22 protein-coding genes are annotated in these 25,247 nt (G+C 50.2%); 2 read left to right on the top strand and 20 right to left on the bottom strand.

All coding sequences use genetic code 11. The features are described from left to right. Positions 1 to 87: 87 nt before the first annotated feature. Positions 88 to 330, bottom strand: coding sequence for a hypothetical protein (locus tag ACYUJT_RS16625; protein ID WP_460324171.1), 243 nt, complete (start codon positions 328 to 330; stop codon positions 88 to 90). A gap of 146 nt (positions 331 to 476) precedes the next feature. Beyond that, a complete protein-coding gene (locus tag ACYUJT_RS16620; RefSeq protein ID WP_460324169.1) occupies positions 477 to 2,183 on the bottom strand; it encodes a glutamine--tRNA ligase/YqeY domain fusion protein in 1,707 nt (568 codons plus the stop codon). A gap of 289 nt (positions 2,184 to 2,472) precedes the next feature. Between ACYUJT_RS16620 and ACYUJT_RS16615 the strand changes: the two genes are divergently transcribed. Continuing rightward, entirely contained in the window at positions 2,473 to 2,733 is a 261-nt protein-coding gene (locus ACYUJT_RS16615; protein ID WP_460324167.1) for a DUF2164 domain-containing protein, read from the top strand. A gap of 81 nt (positions 2,734 to 2,814) precedes the next feature. Here ACYUJT_RS16615 and ACYUJT_RS16610 read toward each other — a convergent pair whose 3' ends face one another. The 11 genes from ACYUJT_RS16610 to ACYUJT_RS16560 form a co-directional block, all read right to left on the bottom strand. Beyond that, the gene (locus tag ACYUJT_RS16610) at positions 2,815 to 3,330 is read right to left on the bottom strand and encodes a GNAT family N-acetyltransferase (RefSeq protein ID WP_460324165.1); all 516 of its coding nucleotides are present in this window, start codon (positions 3,328 to 3,330) and stop codon (positions 2,815 to 2,817) included. A gap of 76 nt (positions 3,331 to 3,406) precedes the next feature. Then, complete coding sequence (locus ACYUJT_RS16605) at positions 3,407 to 4,627, bottom strand: MFS transporter (protein WP_460324162.1); 1,221 nt, start codon at positions 4,625 to 4,627, stop codon at positions 3,407 to 3,409. Between the two features lie 87 nt (positions 4,628 to 4,714). Continuing rightward, positions 4,715 to 6,802, bottom strand: a complete 2,088-nt coding sequence (locus ACYUJT_RS16600; RefSeq protein WP_460324160.1) for a molybdopterin-containing oxidoreductase family protein — start codon at positions 6,800 to 6,802, stop codon at positions 4,715 to 4,717. A gap of 78 nt (positions 6,803 to 6,880) precedes the next feature. Continuing rightward, entirely contained in the window at positions 6,881 to 8,467 is a 1,587-nt protein-coding gene (locus tag ACYUJT_RS16595; RefSeq protein ID WP_460324158.1) for a response regulator transcription factor, read from the bottom strand. Next, on the bottom strand, positions 8,460 to 10,196 hold the full coding sequence (locus tag ACYUJT_RS16590) for a sensor histidine kinase (RefSeq protein ID WP_460324156.1): 1,737 nt from the start codon (positions 10,194 to 10,196) through the stop codon (positions 8,460 to 8,462). The genes ACYUJT_RS16595 and ACYUJT_RS16590 overlap by 8 nt, the downstream gene beginning before the upstream one ends. Positions 10,197 to 10,334: 138 nt before the next feature. Next, positions 10,335 to 11,684, bottom strand: a complete 1,350-nt coding sequence (locus tag ACYUJT_RS16585) for an ABC transporter substrate-binding protein (protein ID WP_460324154.1) — start codon at positions 11,682 to 11,684, stop codon at positions 10,335 to 10,337. A gap of 93 nt (positions 11,685 to 11,777) precedes the next feature. Continuing rightward, positions 11,778 to 12,611: a carbohydrate ABC transporter permease gene (locus ACYUJT_RS16580; protein WP_283926123.1), complete on the bottom strand. Its 834-nt coding sequence runs from the start codon at positions 12,609 to 12,611 to the stop codon at positions 11,778 to 11,780. Positions 12,612 to 12,624: 13 nt separating this feature from the next. Beyond that, entirely contained in the window at positions 12,625 to 13,545 is a 921-nt protein-coding gene (locus tag ACYUJT_RS16575; RefSeq protein ID WP_460324152.1) for a carbohydrate ABC transporter permease, read from the bottom strand. A gap of 31 nt (positions 13,546 to 13,576) precedes the next feature. Next, a complete protein-coding gene (locus ACYUJT_RS16570; protein WP_460324150.1) occupies positions 13,577 to 15,355 on the bottom strand; it encodes a glycoside hydrolase family 2 protein in 1,779 nt (592 codons plus the stop codon). A 182-nt stretch (positions 15,356 to 15,537) separates the two neighbouring features. Then, entirely contained in the window at positions 15,538 to 16,365 is an 828-nt protein-coding gene (locus ACYUJT_RS16565) for a formate/nitrite transporter family protein (protein ID WP_460324148.1), read from the bottom strand. A 178-nt stretch (positions 16,366 to 16,543) separates the two neighbouring features. Next, the gene (locus ACYUJT_RS16560) at positions 16,544 to 17,905 is read right to left on the bottom strand and encodes an FAD-dependent oxidoreductase (RefSeq protein ID WP_460324146.1); all 1,362 of its coding nucleotides are present in this window, start codon (positions 17,903 to 17,905) and stop codon (positions 16,544 to 16,546) included. A 237-nt stretch (positions 17,906 to 18,142) separates the two neighbouring features. Here ACYUJT_RS16560 and ACYUJT_RS16555 point away from each other — a divergent pair, with 237 nt between their 5' ends. Beyond that, positions 18,143 to 18,775 carry an SDR family oxidoreductase gene (locus ACYUJT_RS16555; RefSeq protein ID WP_460324144.1) on the top strand — a complete coding sequence of 211 codons (633 nt, stop codon included), beginning with the start codon at positions 18,143 to 18,145 and terminating at the stop codon, positions 18,773 to 18,775. A 49-nt stretch (positions 18,776 to 18,824) separates the two neighbouring features. Here the strand turns inward: ACYUJT_RS16555 and ACYUJT_RS16550 are convergent, their stop codons facing one another. The 7 genes from ACYUJT_RS16550 to ACYUJT_RS16520 form a co-directional block, all read right to left on the bottom strand. Next, positions 18,825 to 19,655, bottom strand: a complete 831-nt coding sequence (locus ACYUJT_RS16550; RefSeq protein ID WP_460324142.1) for a hypothetical protein — start codon at positions 19,653 to 19,655, stop codon at positions 18,825 to 18,827. Between the two features lie 27 nt (positions 19,656 to 19,682). Continuing rightward, on the bottom strand, positions 19,683 to 20,543 hold the full coding sequence (locus ACYUJT_RS16545) for an ABC transporter ATP-binding protein (RefSeq protein WP_460324140.1): 861 nt from the start codon (positions 20,541 to 20,543) through the stop codon (positions 19,683 to 19,685). 166 nt (positions 20,544 to 20,709) lie between these two features. Next, the gene (locus ACYUJT_RS16540; RefSeq protein ID WP_460324138.1) at positions 20,710 to 21,054 is read right to left on the bottom strand and encodes a DUF3243 domain-containing protein; all 345 of its coding nucleotides are present in this window, start codon (positions 21,052 to 21,054) and stop codon (positions 20,710 to 20,712) included. A 100-nt stretch (positions 21,055 to 21,154) separates the two neighbouring features. Then, complete coding sequence (locus tag ACYUJT_RS16535) at positions 21,155 to 22,006, bottom strand: M15 family metallopeptidase (RefSeq protein WP_460324136.1); 852 nt, start codon at positions 22,004 to 22,006, stop codon at positions 21,155 to 21,157. Positions 22,007 to 22,114: 108 nt separating this feature from the next. Then, positions 22,115 to 23,515, bottom strand: a complete 1,401-nt coding sequence (locus ACYUJT_RS16530) for a DEAD/DEAH box helicase (protein WP_460324135.1) — start codon at positions 23,513 to 23,515, stop codon at positions 22,115 to 22,117. A 182-nt stretch (positions 23,516 to 23,697) separates the two neighbouring features. Next, positions 23,698 to 24,336, bottom strand: coding sequence for a ThuA domain-containing protein (locus ACYUJT_RS16525; protein WP_460324133.1), 639 nt, complete (start codon positions 24,334 to 24,336; stop codon positions 23,698 to 23,700). A gap of 48 nt (positions 24,337 to 24,384) precedes the next feature. Beyond that, on the bottom strand, positions 24,385 to 25,218 hold the full coding sequence (locus ACYUJT_RS16520) for a uroporphyrinogen-III synthase (protein ID WP_460324131.1): 834 nt from the start codon (positions 25,216 to 25,218) through the stop codon (positions 24,385 to 24,387). Positions 25,219 to 25,247 lie beyond the last annotated feature (29 nt).

Genomic DNA, 25,247 nt, shown 5'->3' with positions numbered 1-25,247 from the left:
CACAGTCCGTTAATATTAAATTTCACGTATTTTTTTAAAAATAGCGAACGTAGGGTCCGTAAAGCTTATGGAGAGTACACTGCGTGATCATCGGCCCAAGTTTGTTGGAATGTGCCACCGAAACACCTTGGAACCTTCAGTCGGCCCTTCAATAGGTCTCTCAATGGGACTCTTCAATAGAACTTTCCATGGGAACTTCCCATGGAACTCCAGCGGTTCTTCCATTAGTTCTTCTTCCATTAGTTCTTCTTCCATTAGTTCTTCTTCCATTAGTTCTTCCATTAGTTCTTCCATTAGTTCTTCCACTGCTATCTTCAGCGTTACTTCCACTATCAATTGCCAGACCTTCGTTTGCTGTCCTTTGGCCTCCATTGAGCACAATACACAATACATGCCCTGATAAACGCAGAATAACCCGCTTTAAGCGAGGCTTAAAGCGGGTTATTTATAAGCACAGATGCATTGCAAATCCCTGGTTACTTCTTATCCGGCAGCTGGAAAGAGCTCTTCAGTGAAACGACCAGGTTAAAGACCGGACGGCCCGGAGCCGAATATTTGGAATCGACGTTGAAATAGCCGTGGCGGAAAAATTGGAATTTATCCTGCGGCTGCACGTCCTTCAAGCCCGGCTCCACAAAACCTTGAACCACCTTCAAGGAGTTCGGGTTGAGGTAGTCCATGAAGGTTTTCTCCTCGCCGCCTTCCTCATCGTCGAGCTGACCTTCCTCTTCTACTTGATCATCCAGGATTAGCGGCTCATACAGTCTGAACTCGGCCGGCACCGCCTGCGATGCCTCGACCCAATGGATCGTGCCCTTCACCTTGCGTCCAGTAAAACCGCTGCCGCTCTTCGTTTCCGGATCGTAAGTGCAGTGGATCTCCACTACGTTGCCTTCTTCATCCTTGATCACGTCGTTGCACTTGATGAAATAAGCATGCTTCAAGCGCACCTCATTGCCCGGGAACAAGCGGAAATATTTGCTTGGCGGGTCCTCCATGAAGTCTTCACGCTCAATGTAAATTTCCCGGGAGAACGGGATTTGGCGATTCCCCATTTCCGGGTTCTCGCTGTTGTTCTCAGCTTCGAGCAGCTCGGTTTGCCCTTCCGGATAGTTCGTGATCACAACTTTAAGCGGATCGAGAACAGCCATCGTTCTAGGCGCCTTCAGCTTCAAATCCTCGCGGATGAAATGATCGAGCATCTTCAGATCGATTTCCCCGTACGCCTTGGATATCCCCGCTTCGAACACGAAAGCTTTAATCGCTTCCGGCGTTAAACCGCGACGGCGCAGGCCGGATATCGTCGGCATTCTCGGGTCGTCCCAGCCGTCCACGATGCCTTCGTCGACCAGCAGCTTCAGCTTGCGTTTGCTCGTTACCGTCTGGGTCAGATTCAAGCGCCCAAATTCATACTGACGCGGAACGCTTGGCATTTCTGTCTCCTCGATGACCCAGTCGTAGAACGGACGTTGATCTTCAAACTCCGTTGTGCAGAGCGAGTGTGTGATGCCCTCAATCGCGTCCTCCAGTGGATGGGCATAGGTATACATCGGATAAATACACCACTTATCTCCTGTGTTGTGATGAGAAGCATGGAGTATGCGGTAAATGACTGGATCCCGCAGGTTAATGTTCGGCGAGGCCATGTCGATTTTGGCGCGAAGCACCTTCTCGCCATCCTTGAATTCTCCCGCGCGCATCCGGGCGAACAAATCGAGGTTCTCCTCCACGGAACGGTCGCGATGCGGGCTGTTTTGTCCCGGCTCGGTCAGCGTTCCGCGGGTCGCGCGAATCTCGTCCGGGCTTTGGTCGTCGACGTAGGCTTTGCCTTTCTTGATCAGCACGATCGCCCGCTCATACATCTCCTCGAAGTAATCCGAGGCAAAATGCAGCTCTTCCCAATCGAAGCCAAGCCATTTCACGTCTTCCTTGATCGAGTTGACGTACTCTACGTCCTCCTTGACAGGGTTCGTATCGTCAAAGCGCAGATGCGTGCGGCCGCTGAATTCATCAGCGATCGTAAAGTTAATCCAAATCGCCTTGGCATGCCCGATATGCAAATAACCGTTAGGCTCCGGCGGAAAGCGCGTGACGATCTCCTTTACTTTGCCGCTCTTCAGATCCTCGGTAATAATATTTTTAATAAAGTTAGGTGGGGTACTGTTGCTGCTGTTATGCTCCACGGATATCAACCTTTCCTTATATGATAAACCTCGTTCTAATCCGATTTTTCTTCTTATAAATATACCGATATCTCCGCAATAGTTCAATGGCATAGGCGTTTTCGACCCAGGAGCTGAAACCGGGCCGGCCTGAAACCTGAAGGATTCAGCAGTATCTTCAAGTAGGCGCAGCCCGGTGCTTTTGTTAAAATATAAGAAAACTACCGCTAATCGCGGTCTGGCTCAATACGTCGTTAAACGTTTTTCTTCTAAAAAAAACACCAAATCACGCGAAAGGACGTAATAAAATATGGCCATCACCCCATTAAAACTGCCGAGAGAGCAGCGTGAGCAAATCATATCGCTCATTCAGGAATATTTCGAAATCGAAAGAGGCGAACAAATCGGCGACCTGGCCGCAGACAGTATGTTAGACTTTTTTCTGAAACAAATCAGCCCGTATGTATACAATCAAGCACTAAGCGACGCCCGGCAGCTTGTGAATGAGAGAATGGCATCGCTGGAGGAAGATATCTATGCGCTTGAGCTGAGACCTGGGCGGATAAGATAACGGAGAGGAGAGTAAACCTCCTTGTTCAGTCGATCTCCTGGCCGCACATCTCCAGCTAGAGCTACTTTTCGCCATCCTTTGCTAAGGGGCGATCGGATACCACATTAAAATATCGTCCACGTATTCCCCTTCAATGTAATATTCCGCAATCAGCCTGCCCTGCATTATGAATCCGCAGCTTTCATAAAAAGCGATAGCACAAGGATTAGTGCCGAGTACACGTAGAGAAAGCTTGCGGATGCCCTCCTCTGCGGCCAGCTCCTTCACCGCCGCCATCAGTCTGCTTCCGATCCCGAGCCGCCGGAAAGCGGGGTGGATCGCCACATGAATCTCATACACATGGCGATGGCACGGCATCGCCGTCGGTGCGGCAAAACCCAAATATCCACACACCTGCCCACCCATTACAGCTACGAGCTGGTCGCCCGGCGGGCAATGCTGCAAATATTGCTCCCGGGAGGCCCACTTGATGGGAGAAGGGCTGGTCTTGCCGTTCCAGACCAACTCATCAAGCTCCATCAAATGAACTGCATCCCGCAGTTCCGATCGTCTAATCCATATGCTGGAGTCACGTAGCACATCTGATTCATCCGCCATGCATGCCGCATCCCTTTCCATCGTCCTTTAAGATGTTCCATCTAATTATACCACTATAGAAAATTTACTAAAAAAATCATATTGCATGCTTTGCGGCAGCCCGCGTCCGGTTCATTCGGGAATGGACGATAAAGAAGCAAATTGAAAGCACCGCAGTTCCGGCAGCCAGCCACGCGACCGGCGGAAGGCCGCCACCATCATACATCGTTCCCATGATATACGGGCCGATCACACGTCCTGCAGCACCTAAGCCGCCTACAAGCCCGATATAGAACGGAGCCTCCTTGCCGCACCGCTCAGCAATAAACGAAGGGATCGCGGGAGAAATCAGCATTTCTCCAAGCGTAGCCAGCACCATCGCCAGCACCATGCCCGGATAATTGTTCATGATGACAATGACGACGTAAGCGGACAAGTAGAACATGGCGCTGACCGCCATCTGGACATTTTCCGTACGGGCAAACAGCCGCTTAATCGCCCCCGTCACCGGCTGAGCGACGAAGATCAATATGCCGTTCAGCGTCCACAAATAGCCATAAGCGGTTTTGGACATCCCTTCCGAGATGATATACGGCGATACTCCGGTGTTCCAAATCGAGTTGCCGAACCAGAGAAACAGCGAGCCGAGCCCCATGTAGAGATAGATACGCGTGTTTCCAAGCAGCAGCCCCATCCCCTTGCCTTCGGGCGGAGCTCCCTTCTTCATCTGCACCGCTGCTTCAGAGCCGACGCCGTCAATCCGCGACAGATACGAGAAGAAGAACAGCGCGAAACCCGCTGAGGTTACTCCGTTCAGTATAAAGCTCAAATGATACGAGAATTCGGCCAGAAATCCGCTCAGCGCTGTGCCGACGGCCACTCCGATATTGTTGGCCACATAAATGACGTTAAATAGCTCGCCGCGCCGATCGGCAAACCGGAAGCCGATAAACGCCTGAATTGCCGGGAGAGACACGGCATTGCAGAAGCCGATGAAGCCCATCATCGCCACGAATAACAGCCAGTAGCTGCTGATGAAAGGCAATGTAAACAATCCGAGCGCATTCAGGATCAGGGAACCGACGATTAACCTTTTAACGCCGATTCTATGATACAGACCGCCCCCGAGAAGCTGTCCGGCGATGCCGCCGACCGATTGGATCAAAATGACGAAGCCGGCGGCCGCCATGCTGCGGCCCAGCTCATCAAACACATACATGGATACGAGCGGCCACATCAGCGACCCGCCCGCGGAGTTGACAAGACTCGCGACTAGAAAGCCCCTCACTTCTTTAGGATACTGCTCCAAAAATTTCATCCTTATCGCCCACCATCTGCATGAAGAGGAAAAAGCCCTCGCGGGCTTTTCCAATACACAAAAATAATTATCTAGTATCGCGCAATCTTATTGATTCGGCAAGCACTTCCGTTGACGCTTTACCTCGACAACAGTCGAGAAGAAGGTCGCTCCGTTCCCCATATCGGCGAGGCGCTCAGGAGTCAGTGCATTCGCACGCTGGCGCTTGTCTTCCTGCTCCCACCACAGCCCCTGGCTGACAACGGTGCCCGGCAGCATTTTATCCGTCACTGCCGCCGTTACTTCGAACTGCCCTCGATCGTTCCACACGAGAACCGCGTCCCCGTCAGATATTCCCCGCGCCGCCGCATCCTCCGGATGAATTTGCAGCATCGGTTCCTTCTCCAGCGCTGCCAGCTTCTCTACATTAGCGAAGGTGGAGTTGAGGAAGCTGTGGTTCGGCGGCGAAATGAACATAAGCGGATAGCGGGAGCCTGTGCCTGGCCGCCGTTCGCCGTCATAGCCTTCCACGAGCGGAACATAAGTGGGCAGCGGCGGAAGTCCGGCCTCGGCCATGCGCTGCGAATACAGTTCAATTTTGCCGGAAGGGGTTGGCGGCGCTGTGAAATAACGGCTCTGATATTCCATATTCAGCTTCAGGAAGCGGTGCTCCTTCAATCCATCCAGCGTAATATGCTCGATATGCGGATTTGCTGGGTGATCCAGCGCCTGGCGAATCATATCCTCTTCCGTATCCTGAAAGGCCTCCTCCGTGAACCCCATTGCCTGCGCAAGCAGCTTGAATACCTCCATATTGCTCTTGCTCTCGCCCTGCGGGGGAATGACCGGCTCCTGAAGCTGGATGTAGTGATGCCAGTAGGACCGGTATACGTCCGTATTCTCGAAGGTTGATGTTGCCGGCAGGATAATATCCGCATATTTGGCCGTATCCGTCATGAACAGATCATGTACGACCGTGAACAAATCCTCGCGCAGCAAGCCTCGCTCCACCTTGTCTGTATCCGGGGCTACCACAGCCGGATTCGCGCAGTAGACGAACATTCCCCGGATCGGCGGATCCAGGGACAGCAGCGCCTCGCCGAGCTGATTCATGCTGACGATCCGGGCATCGGGATTCGCCCGGAGGTCGGAACGCTCCAACGCCGTTCCATTGAATTTGGAATAATCACCGTTCGCTTTAATCGCGCCGCCTCCCTCGACGAGCCACTGCCCCGTCAGCGCTGGAAGGCAGACGATCGTCCGGATGTTCATGCCGCCATTGTCGTGATGCTGCAGTCCGTTGCCGATTTGTATGAACGCCGGAGATGTTTCCCCGTACATCTTGGCTAGCTTGACGATATCATCCGCCGGAACCCCGGTAATGGCTGCCACCTTGTCCGGCGTATACTGCTTCACATGCTCGCGCAGCTCTTGATGGCCAATAGTATATTTCTCGAGGAACTCCTCGTTCACCAGGCCGCGGTCGAACAGGACATGCATCAAGCCGAGCGCCAGAGCCGCATCCGTTCCCGGATGGAGCGGAATGAACCAATCCGCCCGGTCGCCGGTCCGATTCCGGTGCACATCGATAACGACGAGCTTCGCCCCTTGCTTGCGCGCCTTTTCCATGATGGACCATGCGTGCATATTCGTGCTGATCGTATTCTGTCCCCATACAATGAACAGCTTGGCCTTGGCGGTCTCCTCCGGACTCTTCCCCCCCATGAATCCCATCGTATACTTCCAGCCTACGTTGCCGGCGGCATTGCAAATGCCCTGGTCCAGCCGGGTTGAGCCGAGTCTGTGAAAGAAACGGCGGTCCATGCCGTCCACGCTCAGCGCTCCCATATTGCCGTAGAAGCTGTACGGCATGATGCTCTCAGAGCCGTGATCACGAATCAATTCCGTAAATTTCCCGGCAATTTCGCCGATGGCTTCGTCCCAAGTAATCCTTTCGAAATTCCCTTCGCCCTTGGCTCCCGTCCGCCGCAGCGGGTAGAGAATACGTTCCGGATGATAAATCCGCTCCGTCATGTTACGGACTTTATTGCAAATAGCGCCTTTCGTGACAGGATGTTCGGGATTCCCCGTCACCTTTACGATTTTTCCGTCTTCTTTATGCAGTAACAGGCCGCAGGTATCCGGACAATCCAATGGACACACAGCCGGAAACACTCCGTTCTCCTCTCGGACCATGTAAACACATCCCCTATTCTCCATGTCTTCCTTTTGTAATCATCTTAGAAAAAAGACGGACTGGTGTCTACTGGAACCTTAAATTAATCGGCTTGGCGATATGCCATAATACTTCTTGAACAGCTTAACGAAATAGCTCCTATTGTCATAACCAAGCGCCAGCGCCACTTCTTCTACGGCTGCGCTCGTATCGCTAAGCATCTCTCTGGCCTTCTCCATTTTCATCCGAGTCATATATTCAACAAAGGTCTCACCGGTTTCTTTTTTGAACAGCCGGCTGAAATAACTCGAGTTCAAGTAGAGGTGGTCAGCCACCTCCTCCAATGTAATCTTCCGCCGCAGATTCATTTGGATGTATTTTTGGGCTTCGATGATTTCTGTTTTTTTGCTTTGCTTGGAGATTTGATCCATGACGTAGACGGCTTCCATCAAAAATTGGGTCATCCAAACCTTCAATTCGTGGATATTGCCGATCTGGTCTAGCATCAGTTGGTTTTTTTTATTTTTAAACTGGTGGCTGTATATTAATTTCAGTTGTATATCAAGCTCGAGTTTATACAAAAATTGCTTCACGTAGCTCGGATGAAATTTCCGTTCGGCGATAAATTGGATAAATGCGTCAACCGTCGGTCCAACATCCGTATTTCCTTCCAAAACCAACAGATTGATCTGCTCGGCCAGCGCAGGGAAATAAGAGAGCAGCTCCTCTTGGCCTGCAAGCGGCATGATTCGATTTATTTGGCCTACTCCCGGTTCGGTGGAATAGAAAAAGGCGTTAACCGACTGGAACAAATCCATCCACTGGCGTTTCATTTTATGACTATCGCTACCCAGCTCGCCTATGAGAAAAGAAACTTCAACCTTAAGCGTCTCGGCCAAATTTCTCTGCAATTTGCAGCAAAAACGTTCCGCTTCTGCGTAGGGGTTAATTTTAAGATCTGGCTCGCACGCATAGAGCAGACAAAATTGCTTAGCCGAATAGGGAAAAAAAAGAATCCGCGATTCTTCTTGAAGCAACTCTTCCAACATATTCTCAATGACAAATTTTAAAACGTGTTCATTATTGTACCGAGATAAAGCATCTTCATAACTGTAAACACTGCCCACCATCGGCAGGAAACGTTTCAAATTCGGAATCAAACCATAATCGGTCAATTTTTGGATCCAGTTCTTAGGGTCCGTCAACGGGGAGGTCAAAAAATCCCGGAGCCACTTCTCCTTTAGGCTGGATTTGCTTTGAACAGCTTGATACTGCAGCTTCTCCACCCTTTGCTGTAAGCGGGAGCTTTCAACAAGCTGATTGCGGATTCTCCCGAGAATTTCCTCCATGCCTTCCATATTGAGTGTTTCTTTTAAAATATACTCCTGTACCCCTAGCTGAACCGCTTGTTGAGCGAATCTGAATTCATCATGACAGGAGAGGATAAGAAAATGCGCATGCCCGTTAAGCTCTTTCATTTTTTTAATCAGCTCTAGGCCGCTCATTCCAGGCATCCCGATATCCGTAACCACTAGGTCCGGCATATTCCGTTCACTTAATTCCAGGGCTTGATATGCATCCGAGCAGGCGCCTTCCAATTCAAAGCCATACTTCTCCCAAGATATCATATTGCTTAGGAAAGTAAGCACGGCAACGTCATCATCGACAATAATCACTTTATACATGGGCGTGGTTCTCCTTATTCTCTGTAAATGGTAATGTCAAAGTGATTTTTACACCCTCGCCGGAAAGGCTTTGCAGTTCCATGGAACAAGCTGTTCCGTAAATCATCTTGATCCGTTCATGGACATTGCGCAGGCCGATGCCTGAAATATGCTGATTAACCCGCGTTTCTCCCTCGATCTTCCCTTTGGATTGAAACAGATTCATCACAGCTTCCAACTGCTCCTCCGTCATGCCTTTCCCGTTATCCTGCACGCAAATAAACAGCTTAGTTTCGGTCTTCCAGGAGGAAATTGAAATTTCACCGCTCTTTTGCTCGAGGCCATGGATGTATGCGTTTTCAATGAGTGGCTGCAAAGTAAACCTCGGAATAGTTTCCAACAAGGTGTTGGAAGCGAGACTGATCTTGAGTTCCACCTTATCCATATGCCTGTAATTCATTAATTTCATATAATGCTCCACCGTTGCGACTTCCTCATGCAAAGGTATGAATTCATTATTCCGGTTAATCGTCATTCGGAGCAAAGTGGATAAAGACTCAATGATTTTAGCAATTTCGCCTTCGCCCTTCATCATGACCTGAAGACGAATGGAGTTCAAAATGTTAAACAGGAAATGGGGATTAATCTGGGCCTGCAGCAATTCCAGCTCAGCGATCCGCTTCCGGTTTTGCTCCCATTCGATTTGGCGGACCATTTCCTCAATCCGATCCAGCATTCGGTCAAACGACACCCCCAATTGGCCGATTTCGTCCGTCCCTTCGACTTTGGAACGTACATTGAGGTCGCCTCCCTGGACTCTGCCCGAGGTTCTTGCCAGTCGGATGATCGGATACGTAAATTGACGGAGCAAGTAGTACATGACGATAGAGAATATGATGACGAACAACATTTGCAGCAAAAACAAATAATTAATAAAACTGCCAATATTTCCCGTAACTTTCCGGGAGTCGATCAAGCTTTGCAGGCTCCAGCCCGCATAAGCAAGCGGATGGTCCACAGATAAATATTCCGTGCCGTTCCAATTCACCACAGCCTGGCCACCGGCCGAATGGGCTTCGGGAGCAGGTCGTCCGAGCTGTTCCAGGTCCGTATGCGAAATGATTTTTCCTGCCGAATCTTTCAACAAGATGGTTTGATCCGAGGCATATTTACTTAAGATTTGATGGAATTGCTCTTCAGGCTTGCTAATAATGATGTATGAGTTCGGACTGTGGGCATATAGCTGAAAGGTACGGGCCACGGTGATGACATTAGGATGTTTGCCGGCTTCCGACACGACATAGTTAGGCTGCGGCGCAATAAATCTCGTTGTATTTATCGGATCGTCCGCCATCTTCTGCAGCCAATTCGCATGATATATTGTAGAAAAATCTATATTATGCGTAGGATAATTCGTAAAATAAAGCCCGTTCGGCATAAGGATGGTCAAGTAGGTTTTATCCCGGATATAGGTAAAATCGCCAAGGTTTTCGGTTATTTTTCTAAAGGTGGAAAGATCGATTGAATTATAGCCTTCTTCATTGTATTGCATCCAGGCGGAACGCAATTGGGTGATGATTTCGCTGCTGTATTGGATCGAATTCGTAACGGAAATCATGTCGCTGACTATATTGGCTATATATAAATCAGAGACTTCCAAGGATTGCTCGGCATTAAGGATCGCTTTTCGCTTGAACTCATCCTTGGTATGGATACCGGTGAGCGCCAGTGAGATGATGGACGGAAGCATTAGACATAAGAGCGAGGTATAAATAAGTTTGTGTCTCCAGCTTATCTTGATCCTATTCATGGAGCCGGTTCCCTTCCTTTTATATAAAAATAGAGGGGATGCCTCAGGCGGCATCCTCCTTCTACTATAACGCAGCGATCATTTGTTTGCATCGATTATCTTTTGCAGGCTGGACTTAATCTTTCCAATCGTGGTATCGATATCCGCCTTGCCCAGCAAATATTGATCCACCTCGGAGATGTAAGCGTTCTCCAGATCGCCGGCATAAGGCACAACAACTGGTGGATTCGGGAGCTTCGTTACGGACAAAGTGTTCATAAGCGATTCTTTATCGATTTTGTCCGGAGATGGCGTCGAGGCAATAATGGCGTCAAGCTCTTTGCCCACATCCGCCTGCTTCCAGGCCGACAATTGTTTGGTCAGCGACATCCCTTCTGTCGAAAGGAAACGGATAAATTCATAGGACTCCTGTTTATGCTTGGATTGCGATGAAATAACCAGCGAATCGGCTCCGCCGTAAGAGTAAATTTCGTCGCCCTTATTGTTCGTAGGCCATGGTGCAAAGGCAGTTTCGAACGTGGCGGAAATCGTTTCCGTTCCTCCGGCTTCCGCAATCATCCACGGGCCCGTCGGCAGCATGCTGGCCTTGCCTTGGAAAAACTGATCGCGATAAGGTATTTTTTGCGTAATTACGTCCTGATAAGGCGTTGCGGACTTATCTACTTTCTCCATATCGTATCGGAGCTCGAGAGACTTTTTCATTAACGGATTATCCGCGTCTACCGCCGTTCCCTCATCATTCAGAATGCCTTGATTGTCGGGAGCGCTGTATTTGTTCAGCAACAGATAGTCCTTCCAGGTATGGAAGTGAGCTCCGTAATGCTTGCCCGCGCCTTCGCCGCTAGTTAACCGTTTGGCATAGTCACGGAATTCATCCCATGTCCAGCTCTCAGGAACAGACAGCCCTGCCTCGGTTAACTGGTCCTTATTCAACAGAATTAGCCAAGGCCCAAATTTTCCCGGTAAGGAGTAACGTTTGCCATCTACTTTCATTTGTTCGGCTTTATACTCGTCTTCATAAACCAAGCCTTCCTTGGCGATGTAATCATCAAGCGGCTCCAGCATGTCGTTGTTGGCCCGTTGGCTGAAATTAGGTGTGGAGTTAATCGAGAATACGTCAAATTCTTCACCTGAAGCGTACATGATATCCAATTTCTTTAATGTCTCGTTGGAGTCATTCTCAACCAATGGAACGTACTCAACAGTAATATGGGGATATTTCTGTTGGAAGGCATCGATCGCTGGCTGATAGACCTCAGGGCTCTCCCAGTTGATGAATTTGATCGTTACATGTTCCGCGGCAGTATTTCCAGCCCCCGAATCATTTGCAGGCGAAGCAGCATTCTGTTTCGGCTCGCTGCCGCAGCCGGACAACAGGCTAGTCAGCAAAGCGGATAAAGCAACGAATAATGCCCACTTTTTTCTCAATTTAAACCCTCCTTTATTTTAAAAACACATCTGAATCGTACCATCAAAATTTTTATGGCCAAAGCTACAATTTTGACTCGTTTCGCATTATTTTTACCCTTTTACGCCACCAAGCGCGATGCCTTCAATGACCTGCTTCTGAGCAAGAATGAAGATGATGATCAGCGGAATAATCGCCGAAACTGCGCCAGCCATAGTCAAGGAATAGAACACTCCGCTTTCCGAAGCAAACTTCTGAATGGCCAGCTGAATCGTCTCCAAGTTACGGCTCCGGAGAAAGATCAGTGGATTGGCATAATCGTTCCAGGTCCATATAAATCGCAGAATGGCGTAAGTGACCAATGCTGGACGAACCAGCGGCACGGCTACCCGCAGAAACAAGGTCGGTTGTCCGGCGCCGTCTATTCTGGCAGCATCAAGACAATCCTTCTGCAGCCCCATGAAAAATTGCCGCAGCATAAATGTGCCGAGCGCACTGAATGAACCGAGCAGGATTAGGCCCAGATGGCTATCGAACAGATGCAGCCATTTAAAGATCATGAATTGCGGGACCATAATCGAATAGTTAGGAATCATGAACGTCATGAGTACCAGGACGAACAAGAAATTTTTCCCCTTGAAATAAATCAGTCCAAAAGCATAGGCAGCCATGGAAGATACGGTAAGGGACAACAAAGTGGTTAGCACGCTTACCTTAATTGTATTCCAATAATATAGATAAAAGGGAGTTTCCTCGAACCAGACTTTGCTGTAATTTTTGTAAACTTGCCAATGCCGGGGAATCCACTCAATCGGGTACTTAAATACATCGATTTCCGGTTTGAATGAAGCCGAGATCATCCATAAGAAAGGCAGCAAAAAGGCAATTCCGAGAACAGTCATTAATAGCGTGAGGGCGATTTTCCCTAAATCGAGCGATTTTTTCATAGCAACCTCCGCATTAATAATTCACCCATTTGTTCTGGCCGTACAGTTGAATCACCGTAATCAGCATGACGCATCCAAACAAAAATAAGGCGATTGATGAAGCATAACCGGTTTTCAAATTTTCAAAGGCAGTTGTGTATAGATAGTAGGTGATGACTGAGGTCGAGTAGGACGGCCCCCCGCCTGTAAGGACTTTAATGATATCAAAGGATTTGAAGCTTGAAATCAGACCGGTGATAAGCAAAAAGAATGTCGTCGGCGAGACGAGCGGAAACGTAATCTTCCAAAACTTCGTTCTAAAGCCAGCCCCATCGATTTCCGCCGATTCATACAGGTCTTTGGAAATCGATTGCAAGGCAGCCAGGTAAACGACGAGACTAAAGCCGATACCAACCCACACCATAATGATCATCACGGAAGGAAGCGCGTAGTGCAGATCGGCCAACCACTTCGGCGGATCGGAGATTCCGAGCGCCCGCAAGGTCTGGTTGACGGGCCCGTAGGACGGCTGGAACAACAATTGGAATACAATGGCCACGGCCACGATGCTTGAAATATACGGCATGAAAAAAACAACCTTGAACACGCTTTTAAAATATACGTATTTGTCGATGATGACGGCGAATACTAATCCGATTAATAGCTGTACAGGCACGGCCAGCAGCAGGATCAGATTGTTCTTGAAGGAAGTGAGGAAGACCGGATCATCGAGCAGTTTCCTGAAGTTTTTCAAGCCAACGAACTTGATTTTATCGAGATGGGCAATAAAGCTCCATTCTGTAAAACTCAAAATAAAAGTAATGATGGTCGGAATGATGGTCAGGATCAGCAGTCCGATCAGCATCGGGGCAATGAAGACATAGCCGGCGAGATTTTCTTCTTTCTCGGTATTTATTTTTTTGCGTCTCGTTTTTTGGGTGGATATCGCGCTCACAGTTTACCCTCCTCTTCTTGCTGGTGTTGTATCATGGGTTAATATTTTTGTAAAAATCCTGCATCACATAGAACGCGGGTTTTTTATAGCTTTTGTCCCCATTCAATAGCCCTTTGGTATTGTAATAGTCTTGAGTAATCGGATGGAGCCTTCTCGGGCAGCGGAAATCATACAGAATCCAGGGGCTAGTTCCCTTGATATAAGGAATTTGGCCAAGCACCTTTACCTGTTTTTTATAGATGTCCACCTGGCAATCCTCGGTCCCTTTATCATCAGCGGTACCTCGATGTCCGGCTTTGGCATCGGCGCCGAATTCGGTAATGAGAACGGGCTTTTCCGGCTTGCTGTTCTCAAACAGCTTGATCAGATTGGTGAAATCGGTCTGATACCATCCGTAATATTGATTGGCCCCGATAATGTCCAGATACTCGGCAAGGCGGTCGTCAATGATATGATTGACATGGTCCAAGAGGCATGCAGCGGACACTAGCCGGGTCGGATCCCACTTTTTCGCCGTCATGGCCAAGGAACTCATAAATTTCAGTCTCGCATCGGTATCGGCATTTTCGTTGCCCACGGACCAGATGATGACGCTGGCTCGGTTGCGGTCTCTTTTAATGAGCTCGATCAGCTGGTTTTCTGCGTCCTGATAGGTTGCTTCGTTATGGAATTGAATAGCCCAATAGACGGGAATCTCCTCCCAGAGCATGATGCCCATTTCATCGGCGATTTTTGCCGCCTTTTCGGTATGGGGGTAATGAGCAAGCCTCATATAGTTGCAGTTCATCTCTTTGGCTAATGTAAAATTCTCAATAATCTCTGCTTCCGTAACGGCTTTGCCGTTAAGCACACTTTCCTCATGAGCACTGATACCCTTCAGGAAGATTTTGCTGCCGTTTAACAAAATGTCCGTACCCTCTACGCGGATTTCACGGAATCCAATGTTCTCACGGATCACGTCGTTTTCGAAAACCGCTTTGACCTTATACAGCTTCGGATGCTCAGGGCTCCATAATTCCGGTTTGGCGTCAATCACAGCGGATGCTCTGCCGTCCGATACTTCAAGCGGAAAAGTAATCCCCAGTTCTTCAATGGTTAGTTCCCCGAGGCCATTCCGGTTCGAACCCTCCACCTCCAGCTCGACCTTGATCTTCGAGAACCCGCTTCCGGGAAACAAGGCGATGGAGAAATCCTTAATGAACGTTTCCGGCAGCCGTATGATTTCTACATCCCGGTAAATGCCCCCGTAGTTGAACCAATCCGTATTATCCGTAGGAACCTGGCATGGTTTCCGCGTATTGTTCGCGACGGCTATGATCCGGTTATATTTCTTTAGAAGGCCAGTCACTTCGACATAGAAGGGGGTCGAACCTCCCTTATGGCAACCGAGATATTCCTGATTCAAAAAGATTTTCGCATCATAATTGACTGCACCGAATTTGATGAACACCCGCTCCTCCCCTCTGTTGCCGTACTGGAATGTCCGGGTGTACACCACGCTTCCTTCATAGTAGAAATATTTCTCTCCTTGGGTATTCCAGCAGGATGGCACCGTCATGGTCTCCCACTCGTCGAAGCTGAAATCCATCGGATTGGTTCTCCCCTCGGAATCCTCGTAGCTTTCTTTATACCAATCGGCTCTGAGGCAGGTATCGTATTGGTCAATTCCGAAATGCCAGCTCCCGTTTAAAGATTCCTTCTCTCTGCCATGGTCGTAAATCATGCTCTGATGAGTGATTCTCTTGGATAAATAACGATCCTCAAACGATTCATTGTGGAGCGCATCGACAAAATTCACAGCTGGGTTCATTCAGACATTCCTCCCTGTATATGCTCTGGATTTATTTAATCACTTCAGCAATCCATCTCATAGCAACAGATTTGACTGATCATGAAATTATTTGACTACAACGGTTTTCAGTTTTAATGCCTAAAAAAAATCAGCCTGTTGATGAATAATCAACAGGCTGATTCGCTTCTTAGGTTATTAAATTATGCGTGCTTGCTTACGGGAACGGATGCAAGCTCGGACTTCTGCACAGCTATAGTCTTTCTGTCTTTCAAATAAGCCGTCCAATAAGCCCCTGCGACAAACAGGGCGCCTCCGGTCAAATTGCCTAGCCAGACGGGCACGAAATTTCTAATAAAATCTCCCCACGAGAAATAACCCTCAAATATCGCCGCGGGGATAAGGAACATGTTCGCAACAACGTGCTGAAAGCCGATGGCAACAAAGGCCATTGTCGGGAACCAAATGCCGAGGATTTTGCCGCTAATATTATCAGCGCCATAGGAGAGCCACACGGCAAGAGCAACGAGCCAGTTGCAGCCGATCCCGGATACAAAGGCCTGCAGGAAGCTGTCATCCAGTTTATGCCCGGCCATAGCAATCAATTTATCAAGATAAGGACCACTGGCCGTCAGCCCGACGACATGCCCGAAGAAATATGCTACAAAGACCGCGCCCAGGAAATTGGCAATCGTAATCAGCACGATATTCTTCAGCATTTCCAGCGTCGTGATGCGTTTAGCCATCCGCGCGAGCGGCACGGCCATCATGTTGCCCGTCAACAGCTCGCCGCCAGCGAGCAGAACGAGAATCAAGCCGATCGGAAACACGGCGGCACCGATGAAATTGACGATGCTTCCCCATTCCTCCGGCGCGTTGCTGATCACCCGTATATCGAGTAAAAATCCGAGCGCGATAAAAGCACCGCCGAGAAAACCTAATATCATCACAGTCAGCAGCGGATTGCGCGCCTTCTGGACTCCCGTATCCACGGTTATTTCCGCAATTTGCGGCGGTTTGTAATAAGCCATGGTTATCATCTCCTCTTGGTCTGAGCAATATTTTATCTCTAATTTTATCCTCATTGTATCGTGCCTTGGCGCGCCGGCAATGTAACATAAGTCACCTTGGATATGAAAGAAGCCACCGCACAGGGGATCACCTCTCCCGGCAGTGGCTGTATCCTTGACAAAGATGTTTGATCAACGATTACACGTGAATGATTTCCTGTGCTGGCACTTCAGGGAGCACCTGCAATCCGGCACTATTCAAGAAATTCCAAGGCTTATTAAAATGCGGCTGGAAGAAGAAATCGACGAATGCGAGTTCCTCCATTTTCATATCGTTCTGGATACAGACGGATATCGTATTGATCGATTGCGTCAAATCCACCTTGGACATGATTTGCGCGCCGAGAATGCGTCTTGTTCCTTGCTCGTATACGAGCTTCAGCGTAACATTTTCATGGGTCGGCATAAATTCCGGCCGATAGCTGTCGGTCACAAGAACCGAGTCCGCCTCAAGCCCGGCCTCTTTGGCTGCCGATTCCGTCAGCCCGGTTGCCGCAATGTTGTTCTCGTAAATCTTGATGCCCGAGGTCCCTTGAGTACCTAAGTATTTCACCGTAGGCGATACCAGGTTCCGTGCGGCTAATGTCCCCATGCGAACGGCATTGGTGGCAAGCGGAATATAAGCATGTCTCTTAAGCGGATTATAGTATACGGCGCAGCTGTCGCCTGCCGCGAACACATCCCGTTTGCTCGTCTGCATGTACTCGTCGACGATGATCGCCCCGTTATCCAGCATATCGACCTGGCCCTTCAGAAGCTCCGTATTCGGCTTGAAGCCAATGCAGAGAATGACGACATCTGCGGCGTACCGGCCATGATCAGTAATAACGACATTCACTTTGCCCTCTTCACCTTCAAACCGCACGACCTTCTCCCCAAGCGCCAGAGCAATTCCGCGTTCACGCAAAGCATCCTCGATGATGTCTGTGTATTCCGCATCAAGATATTTGCTCAAGATTCGCTCTTCCGCGTCAATCAGCGTCACGTTCTTGCCGTTCATTTGAAAGGCTTCGACCAGTTCAATGCCGATGTATCCTGCGCCAACGACGACGATATTTTGCGCTTCCTTCCCTTTCTCAATGATCAAATTGGAATGATTGAAATTTTTGGATAGAATAATGTTGTCCAGCTCGATTCCTGGGAATCGGGGCACGACAGGCCACGATCCCGTCGTTACGATCAGCTTGTCGAAGTGATCTGTAAATTCCTCCCCAGTCTGCAAATTCCGTGCCGTCAACTGTTTCCGGTCCGTGTCCACGGCGGTCACTTCGTGGAGCATTTTTGTCTTTACACCAAGCTCCGCAAGCTGCTCAGGCGATGAATAGAACAATCCCTGAGGATCCTTTACCACGCCGCCGACATATAAAGCTATACCGCACGACAGGAATGAGATGTTGTCATTGCGCTCATATACGGTAATCTCCGCTTCCGGATATAATTTTGCTGTATTTACAATGGCTGCCGTCCCTGCATGCGTACATCCAATAACTGCTACCTTCATGATTTCTTCCTCCTTATAATGGCCCGATGTTATATATTGTTCAAATATCGGGATACTTATTGTGAAATATATCACTTATGAAAATGAAATATTGTGAAAACATTCACCTTATAACTCTTATTATAGTGTGATCTTTTTCACAATGCAAGGGGTTATGAATATTTTTTTAGGGTAATGATAAATATCCCTGTAAACTGGGGACATTGCCAATATCATCTAGATACCGGAGGGCTGCCCATGTATACCGTCTTTGTTGCGGGAGCGCACGGAAGAACAGGTCGTCACATCATTAGAGCGCTTCGAAGAGAACATTATGAAGTCAGGGGGCTGGTTCGCAATGAATCGCAGCGGGATAATTTGCAAGAGTGGGGGGCACAGCCGTACATCGGTGATTTGAGGAACGTTTTCTCGGAAGGAATCGATGGGGCGGACGCCGTCATTTGCGCGGTCGGCGCAGGAGATAAGGGCGATCCGGAGGAAATTGACCATCTTGGAACCGTTCGATTGATCGAACAGTCCGCCTTGCTGGGCGTTAAGCGTTTCATTCTAATCAGCTCGATGGGAACGCTGGAGCCGGAACGCATGCCGAAAATTTTGAAGCCGTATTTATTAGCTAAACGCCGGGCCGAAAAAGTACTGGAGGAAAGCACGTTATGCCATACGATTATACGTCCGGGGGGGCTGACCGATGATTTGCCTCTAGGCAAAGTATCGATCCGAGATGGGTTTACCCACTCGGGATTCATTTCTCGAAATGATGTGGCCGAGGCGGCAGTTCTTGCCTTAAAGCTGCCTGAGACGGAGCATGCCGCCTTTAATTTGATTGCAGGAGAGACTCCGCTCGTTCAAGCTTTGCAATCGCTAAAGTAATCGCAGTTATCGCCTAACCATTTACAAAAGCCGCCTTAACCAAGGCGGCTTATTTCTTGCTGGACTCCATTTGCCTCTGCATCACTTGGATCCGCTTCTCTTCCCTTTGCTGTTTGGTCAGCTTGGGGCAAGTGTAGCAGTAGCTTAAACCGGGCTTCGTGCGATAAGCCAGGCAGCAGGTCGGCTTCAAGGACATCTTCTCGCCAGGCGAATAAGGATTATCCACCAGGATTTCCTTGACCGCAAACGGATTGCGCTTAATGCCAAACCACTCCGCGGACATTTCCTTGACGGATTCATGATCCGCCCACAGCTGCTCACGGTGCTCCGCAGTCTCCAGCCTATTCGCTAATTGCTTGATATAATAAGCAACTCCCAGAGGCAGCTGCCCCCAGAGCTGCGTAACCGGCAGCTTTGACACATCGGCTACCGATTCCATCACCGGCCGCAAGGTCTCCTGGTAGAAGCTTCCCAACCACTGCTCCTGCCAGCCGCTAACCTCGCCTTCCGGCCAAGTTGACTCCGCATCGTCCCGCAGCACGAAGAAGACCGTTGGAAATTGCTGAACCCGAACGATCTGCAGCGTCAAATTGTCCAATCGGAAACTTAACTGCGAGCTCGTCAACGACGCCATATAATGCAGCGCTGTACAAAGGACCCGCCAGGTTGCCGCGAAATACGTCGCCGCAACCTGGATATCAAGCCCTTTGATCTCAGATTGGTACAAGGTCAGAAACTGCTCAACCCGCTGCCGATCCAGGAGATCTTTTCCCTCGACCGTATAAATGGCCTGCTCTCGGCATTCACGAACTACATGACATTGCTGCTCTAATAATTGATAATCGATAGCCAACCGCTCCATATGATCCTCCTGCTTCACTATAAGCCTCCTGAACGCCCCGGCGGCTTAACGAAGTGCAGCCACCTTGTCGCCGGCACCTGTAAGCACGCTGTTCTTCGGAAGCTGTCCTTTGCTCTCCGCTACGCGATACAGCTCATACGGAAGGCACAGCGGTACTCCGCTCCGCGGATCCGTCACAATATCTGCCTCAATGCCGAATACTTCGCGCAGGACGGAAGAGGTGACCACTTCGGTCGGCGCTCCCTCCGCGATGGCTTGCCCTTTCTTGATAGCGATCATATGGTGGGCATACCTTGCGGCATGGTTCAAGTCATGCACGACCATGACGATGGTGCGGCTGGATTCCGCGTTCAACTGCTCCAGCAGCTGCAGCACCTCCAGCTGGTGCGCCATATCCAGGAAGGTCGTCGGTTCATCCAAAAATAAAATGTCCGTCTCCTGTGCCAGCGCCATGGCGATCCAGGCCCGCTGCCGCTGTCCTCCGGACAGCTGCTCAAGCGCCCGATCCGCAAACTCATTCATTCCGGTGGCGTTGATCGCCCAATCGACAATTTTCCGGTCCTCGGACTTCAGACTTCCGAACCCTTTCTGATGCGGAAAGCGTCCGTACGATACAAGCTCGTATACCGTAAGCCCGTCAGGCGCAGTCGGATTCTGGGGCAGAATGGCCAGTTGCTTAGCCACTTCACGAGTCGACTGCTTATGAATGGATTTTCCGTTCAACAGCACCGTTCCAGATTTAGGCTGCAAGATGCGAGCCATCGTTTTCAGTACCGTCGATTTCCCTGAGCCGTTCGATCCGACAAGGGCGGTTATTTTCCCTTTAGGAATGCTAATATTCAAGTCTTCTACAATGAGACGGTCTCCATAAGCTATATTTAAGTGGGATGTATTCAATCCGATCATAACGATCTCCCTTTCCGCATACGACATATTGATTATATATGAACACAACGCGACCAATATCTAACAAAAAATCCTCTGTTCTAAAGATACTGATAATCATTATCAGTTGTCAATAGAAAAAGGTGATTTCCATAAGGAAACCACCTTCAGCAAAGATCAATTGATCTTATTGCGTCGTTTTAGCAAGCCTCACCAGGATATGGGCTAAAGCATGGCGATGCTCCTGCTCCCCGGCTTTCCACAGCTCTTGCAGCAGCTTCTCTTCCCGGTTGCGCGGCTCCTCGTTAGCCGCCAGGTAATCGCCGATCTTCTCCGCCGCCTTCGCCATCGTCTCTTCACTAAGCCCTATGCCTTGAGCCACCTCGATCCGCCCGCCCAAATAACGTTTAAAGGCATCGAAATTCTCGAGGATATCTTCCTTCCGCTCCCCATCCATACGCTTAATCGCATCATCCACTTTATTCAGCGCCATCTCGCCTTCTTTGTTGACTACATGATTATGTTCGGACATGTCCATACGCCTCCTTAAAGTTTAGTTGGAGTTCGTAACTACATAACCCGGTCGGCAGCAAGATGAATCATAATTAATTCCGGACGCCAAAAGCGTAACTTTAAGGAGTTCCAGATACCGGAACAGTATCATAATATTGTTCCAAAGTAATGTCCCGTTCAAAAATATCCACTGCGATTTCCTTGCCCACATAGCGTAGATGCCAAGGCTCATACTTGTAGCCTGTGATAGCTTCTTTCCCTTCGGGATAACGAATGATAAAACCGTATTCCGCGGAATGCTGAGCAAGCCACTCAGCCTCCTTCGTTCCTCCAAAGCAGTCCTCCGCAGCGCATTTCCCATCGCTTCCCGAGACATCGATCGCAAGCCCGGTCTCATGCTCGCTATGGCCTGGAACCGCACTGTACGTCTTGGCTTTCTCTTCCCCGTCCCTTGCTACATAGCGGTTGAATAAAGACTTTTGCGTACTGTGGGACCGATAAGCCGATACGCCGGCCAAATAAATGCCGTCCCGCTCCGCTCCAGCGAACATCTCCTCCAGTGCCTTTGCAGCTTCACTGCGCATCATTCGCTTCTCAATCTTCTCCTTAAACGTAAACCGCACATCTGGATAGACCAAATCGGAAGGCTTATAATCCTCAGGCAGAGCCAGTTCCTTATTCACAAGCACGGCAATACTGTGGGGATCGGCGGCAGCGGCCTTGTCGACCGCTGAAGAACCTTTCTGCGGATCTTTAGCCGCAGGCGCCTGCTCCGCATCTGGTCCGGCGTCCTGACCGGAGCTTTCTCCTGCAGAATCTCCTTCGTTCCCGCTATTCGACGGGTTAGCTCCCGGTTCGGACACCGAAGCCGAATTATTCGGCTTCGGTGAATTCTCCTTGCCACAAGCCGTTATGGCGACAGCCGCCAGAATACAAATCAACAAGATCGCCGTTATCTTTCGGTTATTCACTTCGCTCTCTCCCCCTAGCCTCTTCCCTAGAGGATGAGGCATTGTTTCTACTCTTTAAAACGTATTTTACCCGCATTATGTTGCGTTTTAACTTCAATCCGTCTGCATTTAACGCCCCCGGCGCCCTCCACGTTCTGACCTGCCGCGCCGGCCGCCGCCGTCGTTGCGAGAGGCCTGTCCGTTTCTCGAGTTGGATGGCTTGCCGCCCCTAGCCTGACCGGACTGGGACGCTTGACGTTCACGGCTGCCTTTCCCGCTGCCTTGGCCGCGGCGCCCTTCGCCTGCTCTTCCTCCTGCCTGCTTCCTGCCCTCAGGCCTTCTCCCTCTCCCGGCGGAGTCCCTGGATTCCCGTTTGCCTGCTGTATCCCGGCTCATAGAGGCTGCGGCATCGCTTTTCTCCTGGCGGCTCCGCTCCAGCTTCATCGAAATGCCCCGCTCAATATGACGCAGCGCATCGATATCTCTCGGTGAAGCAAAGGTTATCGCAACCCCTTTCCCGCCGGCCCGGCCCGTGCGGCCGATCCGGTGGATGTAGCTGTCCACATCCTGGGGAATATCATAGTTAAACACATGGGTTACACCCTCGACATCGATCCCTCTGGCCGCTACATCGGTGGCGACAAGCAGTTCCAGCTTCGCCTCGCGGAATGCGCGCATCACCTGCTCCCGTTTGGATTGAGATAAATCGCCGTGGAGCTCGTCAGAGGCAAAACCGGCCTCCTGTAAAGCTTCGTTCAGCTTGCTGGCTCGCCGCTTCGTCCGACAGAAGATCACCGCCAGATAAGGGCGATGGGTGCGAATGAGCTCGATCAGTGCTCCCTGTTTGCCTCGATCCGTGCATTCCACTAGAATTTGCCGAATACTATCCAGCGTGACGCGAGAGGTCTCCGCAATCCGGATATCCCGCGGCCGCTCCATATATGACCGGGCAAGCCGTTTTACATTATCCGGCATCGTCGCGGAGAACAGCATCGTCTGGCGGCTCTTTGGAACCATGCGAATAATCGCCTCTACCTCGGCCAGGAAGCCCATATGCAGCATCTGATCCGCTTCGTCGAGCACAAGCATGCGTACAGCACCCAGCGTCAGCGAGCCGCGGCGTAAATGATCCAGCAATCGACCCGGTGTACCGATAACCAGCTGCGTGCCATTCTGCAACTTGCGAAGCTGCCGCTCCACATCTTGTCCGCCATATGCAGCGAGAATCGATATCCCCTCACGAGCAGCAGCCAGCTTGCGAGCCTCTGCCGTAATTTGGATAGCCAACTCCCGAGTCGGCGTAATAATCAGCGCTTGCGCGTCAGGGCGATCCGCTCTCAGCTTGTCCATAATCGGCAGTAGAAAAGCTAGCGTCTTTCCCGTTCCCGTCTGCGCCTGGACGATCGCATCCTCCCCTGCCAGCAGCACGGGTATAGCTTCTTCCTGTACAGGCGTCGGTGTGCTGATGCCATAACTTTGTAATGTTCGAATAAGCTCAGGCGAAATGCCCCATTGATCAAAAGTCGTCAAATATATCCACCTCGTTGTGTAATAGTCCTTCTAAGAAAACAGACCGCGTTTTAGCGGTAGTTTTTCTTGCGATATAAGGAAGCGAAGACCGGACCCGCATCCAATCAGCGTTCCGGCCTTTTGTAGAAGCTTGTTTTGGTTACGTCCTGCAGCACGTGCAAGCTCACGCGCCTCAAATCCACTTACCCCGGCGACCTTGCCGCCCACTTCGCAGCCTGCAGCACCAGCTTGCGATATTCCGGGTGCTGGAACGCGGCCTGATCGCGGCCTGGAAGAAGATAGACTACGCGGCCAAGCCCATAGCTATGCGCCCATGCCGCCGGATGCCATTCCCCATCCATCTCGTACTCCAGCAAAATCGTCGTTTCGCAAAACGGATCGAACTCGAATCGGTATGGCTCGTCCTCGATTTCAAAGGGCGAAATGTCAAGCATGATGTCATGCTCCGGTGCTGTCACGCGCATTTGCAATTTCTGCAAGGATGGGTGCGATACATTTCTGGCGCCAATGAGCTGCGCAATCTCGTATTTCTTTTGTAAGACAATGCCGTTATGAAGAATTAACAGCCCCCGTCCCCCGCTGATGCAGGACAGAAGACCTGACGTCTGTTTGGAGGACAGCTTCTCCCTCCAGCTGTCGTGATAGGAAATGCACAGATCGAACGACTGTAGGTTGCTTTCCTCAAGCATATGGTTGTTCTCTGTACATTGTACCGAGAAGCTATCATTCAAAATATGGGTAATTTCCCGGTCAACCCCTTGCAGGGGATAAAATTTAGGATGAGTATAATCTCCGATCAGCAGCGCTCTCTTCTTGTTCATGAATTGCTCCTCCTGTCCGTAAAGTCCCCATCCCGAGCAGGGCAGGGCTTATTCGCTAGCAAGCAGGGGATCGCTCTCACCGGCAAAATAACGCGCCAGCTCAACAATCATGCTTCCCATTCGTTCTTCCTTTGGAGCGACTACGCGAGGAACCCCAGCTTCATATAGTCCCTGGGCAGTCACTTTGCCAACGGCAACGGCGATCACCGGCCCGCGCAGCGCAGAGATAAGCTCGTAGAAACGTCCTTGCTTCTCCGCATATTCAAGCAGGAACCTTACCTGTGGACTGCTTGTAAAGGATACGGCATCGACATGTCCTTCCACAATATCGAGCAATAAACGGTTTAAGTCCACCTCCGGCGGCGCAGTATGGCGGTAAGGCAATACTTCCTTACAGACCGCCCCCTGCTGCTCAAACCATGCCACCAGCTTCGGTGCCGGATCGCCGTATAACTGCAGCAATACCGTAGCATCCTTCAAATCATATGCGGCCAGTTCACGGATCAGTCCATCCGTACTGCCGTCGTCGTCACGGACATGAGGCGTCAACTGGTGTTTCTTCAGAACATTTACCGTCTTATATCCACGTGCGGCAATATGCGATTTAGAGAGATTGTCCAGCAATGCATCCAGCAGCCCCATCTCCTCGGCCATCTCGAACAGAGCATTAAGGCCGATTCCCGTTGTGAAAACCGACCAGTCCGGCGGATAGTTCACCCACGTCCGAATCCCTTCGCGCAGCTTCTCGTCATCTAAAAACACGGTTCCCTGCGCCGGGCGGTACAGCGGAATTCCGCCCATGTTCTCGATCAGCTTTCCCAGCTCCTCCGCACGGCGAGGTCCGGTCAACGCAATTCGCTTGCCTTCTAACCTTCTAGCCACATCTCTACCCCCGTATTCAGCTATCTTTA

Source organism: Paenibacillus sp. YSY-4.3 (genome assembly GCF_054767475.1).
This window is presented reverse-complemented; position numbering and strand designations above follow the sequence as displayed.

What these genes read in the sequence shown, in the direction of transcription:
- ACYUJT_RS16615 (WP_460324167.1), top strand. Translation starts at nt 2,473, where the DNA reads ATGGCCATCACCCCATTAAAACTGCCGAGAGAGCAGCGTGAGCAAATC.
- ACYUJT_RS16610 (WP_460324165.1), bottom strand. Translation starts at nt 3,330, where the DNA reads ATGGCGGATGAATCAGATGTGCTACGTGACTCCAGCATATGGATTAGA.
- ACYUJT_RS16605 (WP_460324162.1), bottom strand. Translation starts at nt 4,627, where the DNA reads ATGAAATTTTTGGAGCAGTATCCTAAAGAAGTGAGGGGCTTTCTAGTC.
- ACYUJT_RS16600 (WP_460324160.1), bottom strand. Translation starts at nt 6,802, where the DNA reads ATGGTCCGAGAGGAGAACGGAGTGTTTCCGGCTGTGTGTCCATTGGAT.
- ACYUJT_RS16595 (WP_460324158.1), bottom strand. Translation starts at nt 8,467, where the DNA reads ATGTATAAAGTGATTATTGTCGATGATGACGTTGCCGTGCTTACTTTC.
- ACYUJT_RS16590 (WP_460324156.1), bottom strand. Translation starts at nt 10,196, where the DNA reads ATGCTTCCGTCCATCATCTCACTGGCGCTCACCGGTATCCATACCAAG.
- ACYUJT_RS16580 (WP_283926123.1), bottom strand. Translation starts at nt 12,611, where the DNA reads ATGAAAAAATCGCTCGATTTAGGGAAAATCGCCCTCACGCTATTAATG.
- ACYUJT_RS16570 (WP_460324150.1), bottom strand. Translation starts at nt 15,355, where the DNA reads ATGAACCCAGCTGTGAATTTTGTCGATGCGCTCCACAATGAATCGTTT.
- ACYUJT_RS16565 (WP_460324148.1), bottom strand. Translation starts at nt 16,365, where the DNA reads ATGGCTTATTACAAACCGCCGCAAATTGCGGAAATAACCGTGGATACG.
- ACYUJT_RS16560 (WP_460324146.1), bottom strand. Translation starts at nt 17,905, where the DNA reads ATGAAGGTAGCAGTTATTGGATGTACGCATGCAGGGACGGCAGCCATT.
- ACYUJT_RS16555 (WP_460324144.1), top strand. Translation starts at nt 18,143, where the DNA reads ATGTATACCGTCTTTGTTGCGGGAGCGCACGGAAGAACAGGTCGTCAC.
- ACYUJT_RS16545 (WP_460324140.1), bottom strand. Translation starts at nt 20,543, where the DNA reads ATGATCGGATTGAATACATCCCACTTAAATATAGCTTATGGAGACCGT.
- ACYUJT_RS16540 (WP_460324138.1), bottom strand. Translation starts at nt 21,054, where the DNA reads ATGTCCGAACATAATCATGTAGTCAACAAAGAAGGCGAGATGGCGCTG.
- ACYUJT_RS16525 (WP_460324133.1), bottom strand. Translation starts at nt 24,336, where the DNA reads ATGAACAAGAAGAGAGCGCTGCTGATCGGAGATTATACTCATCCTAAA.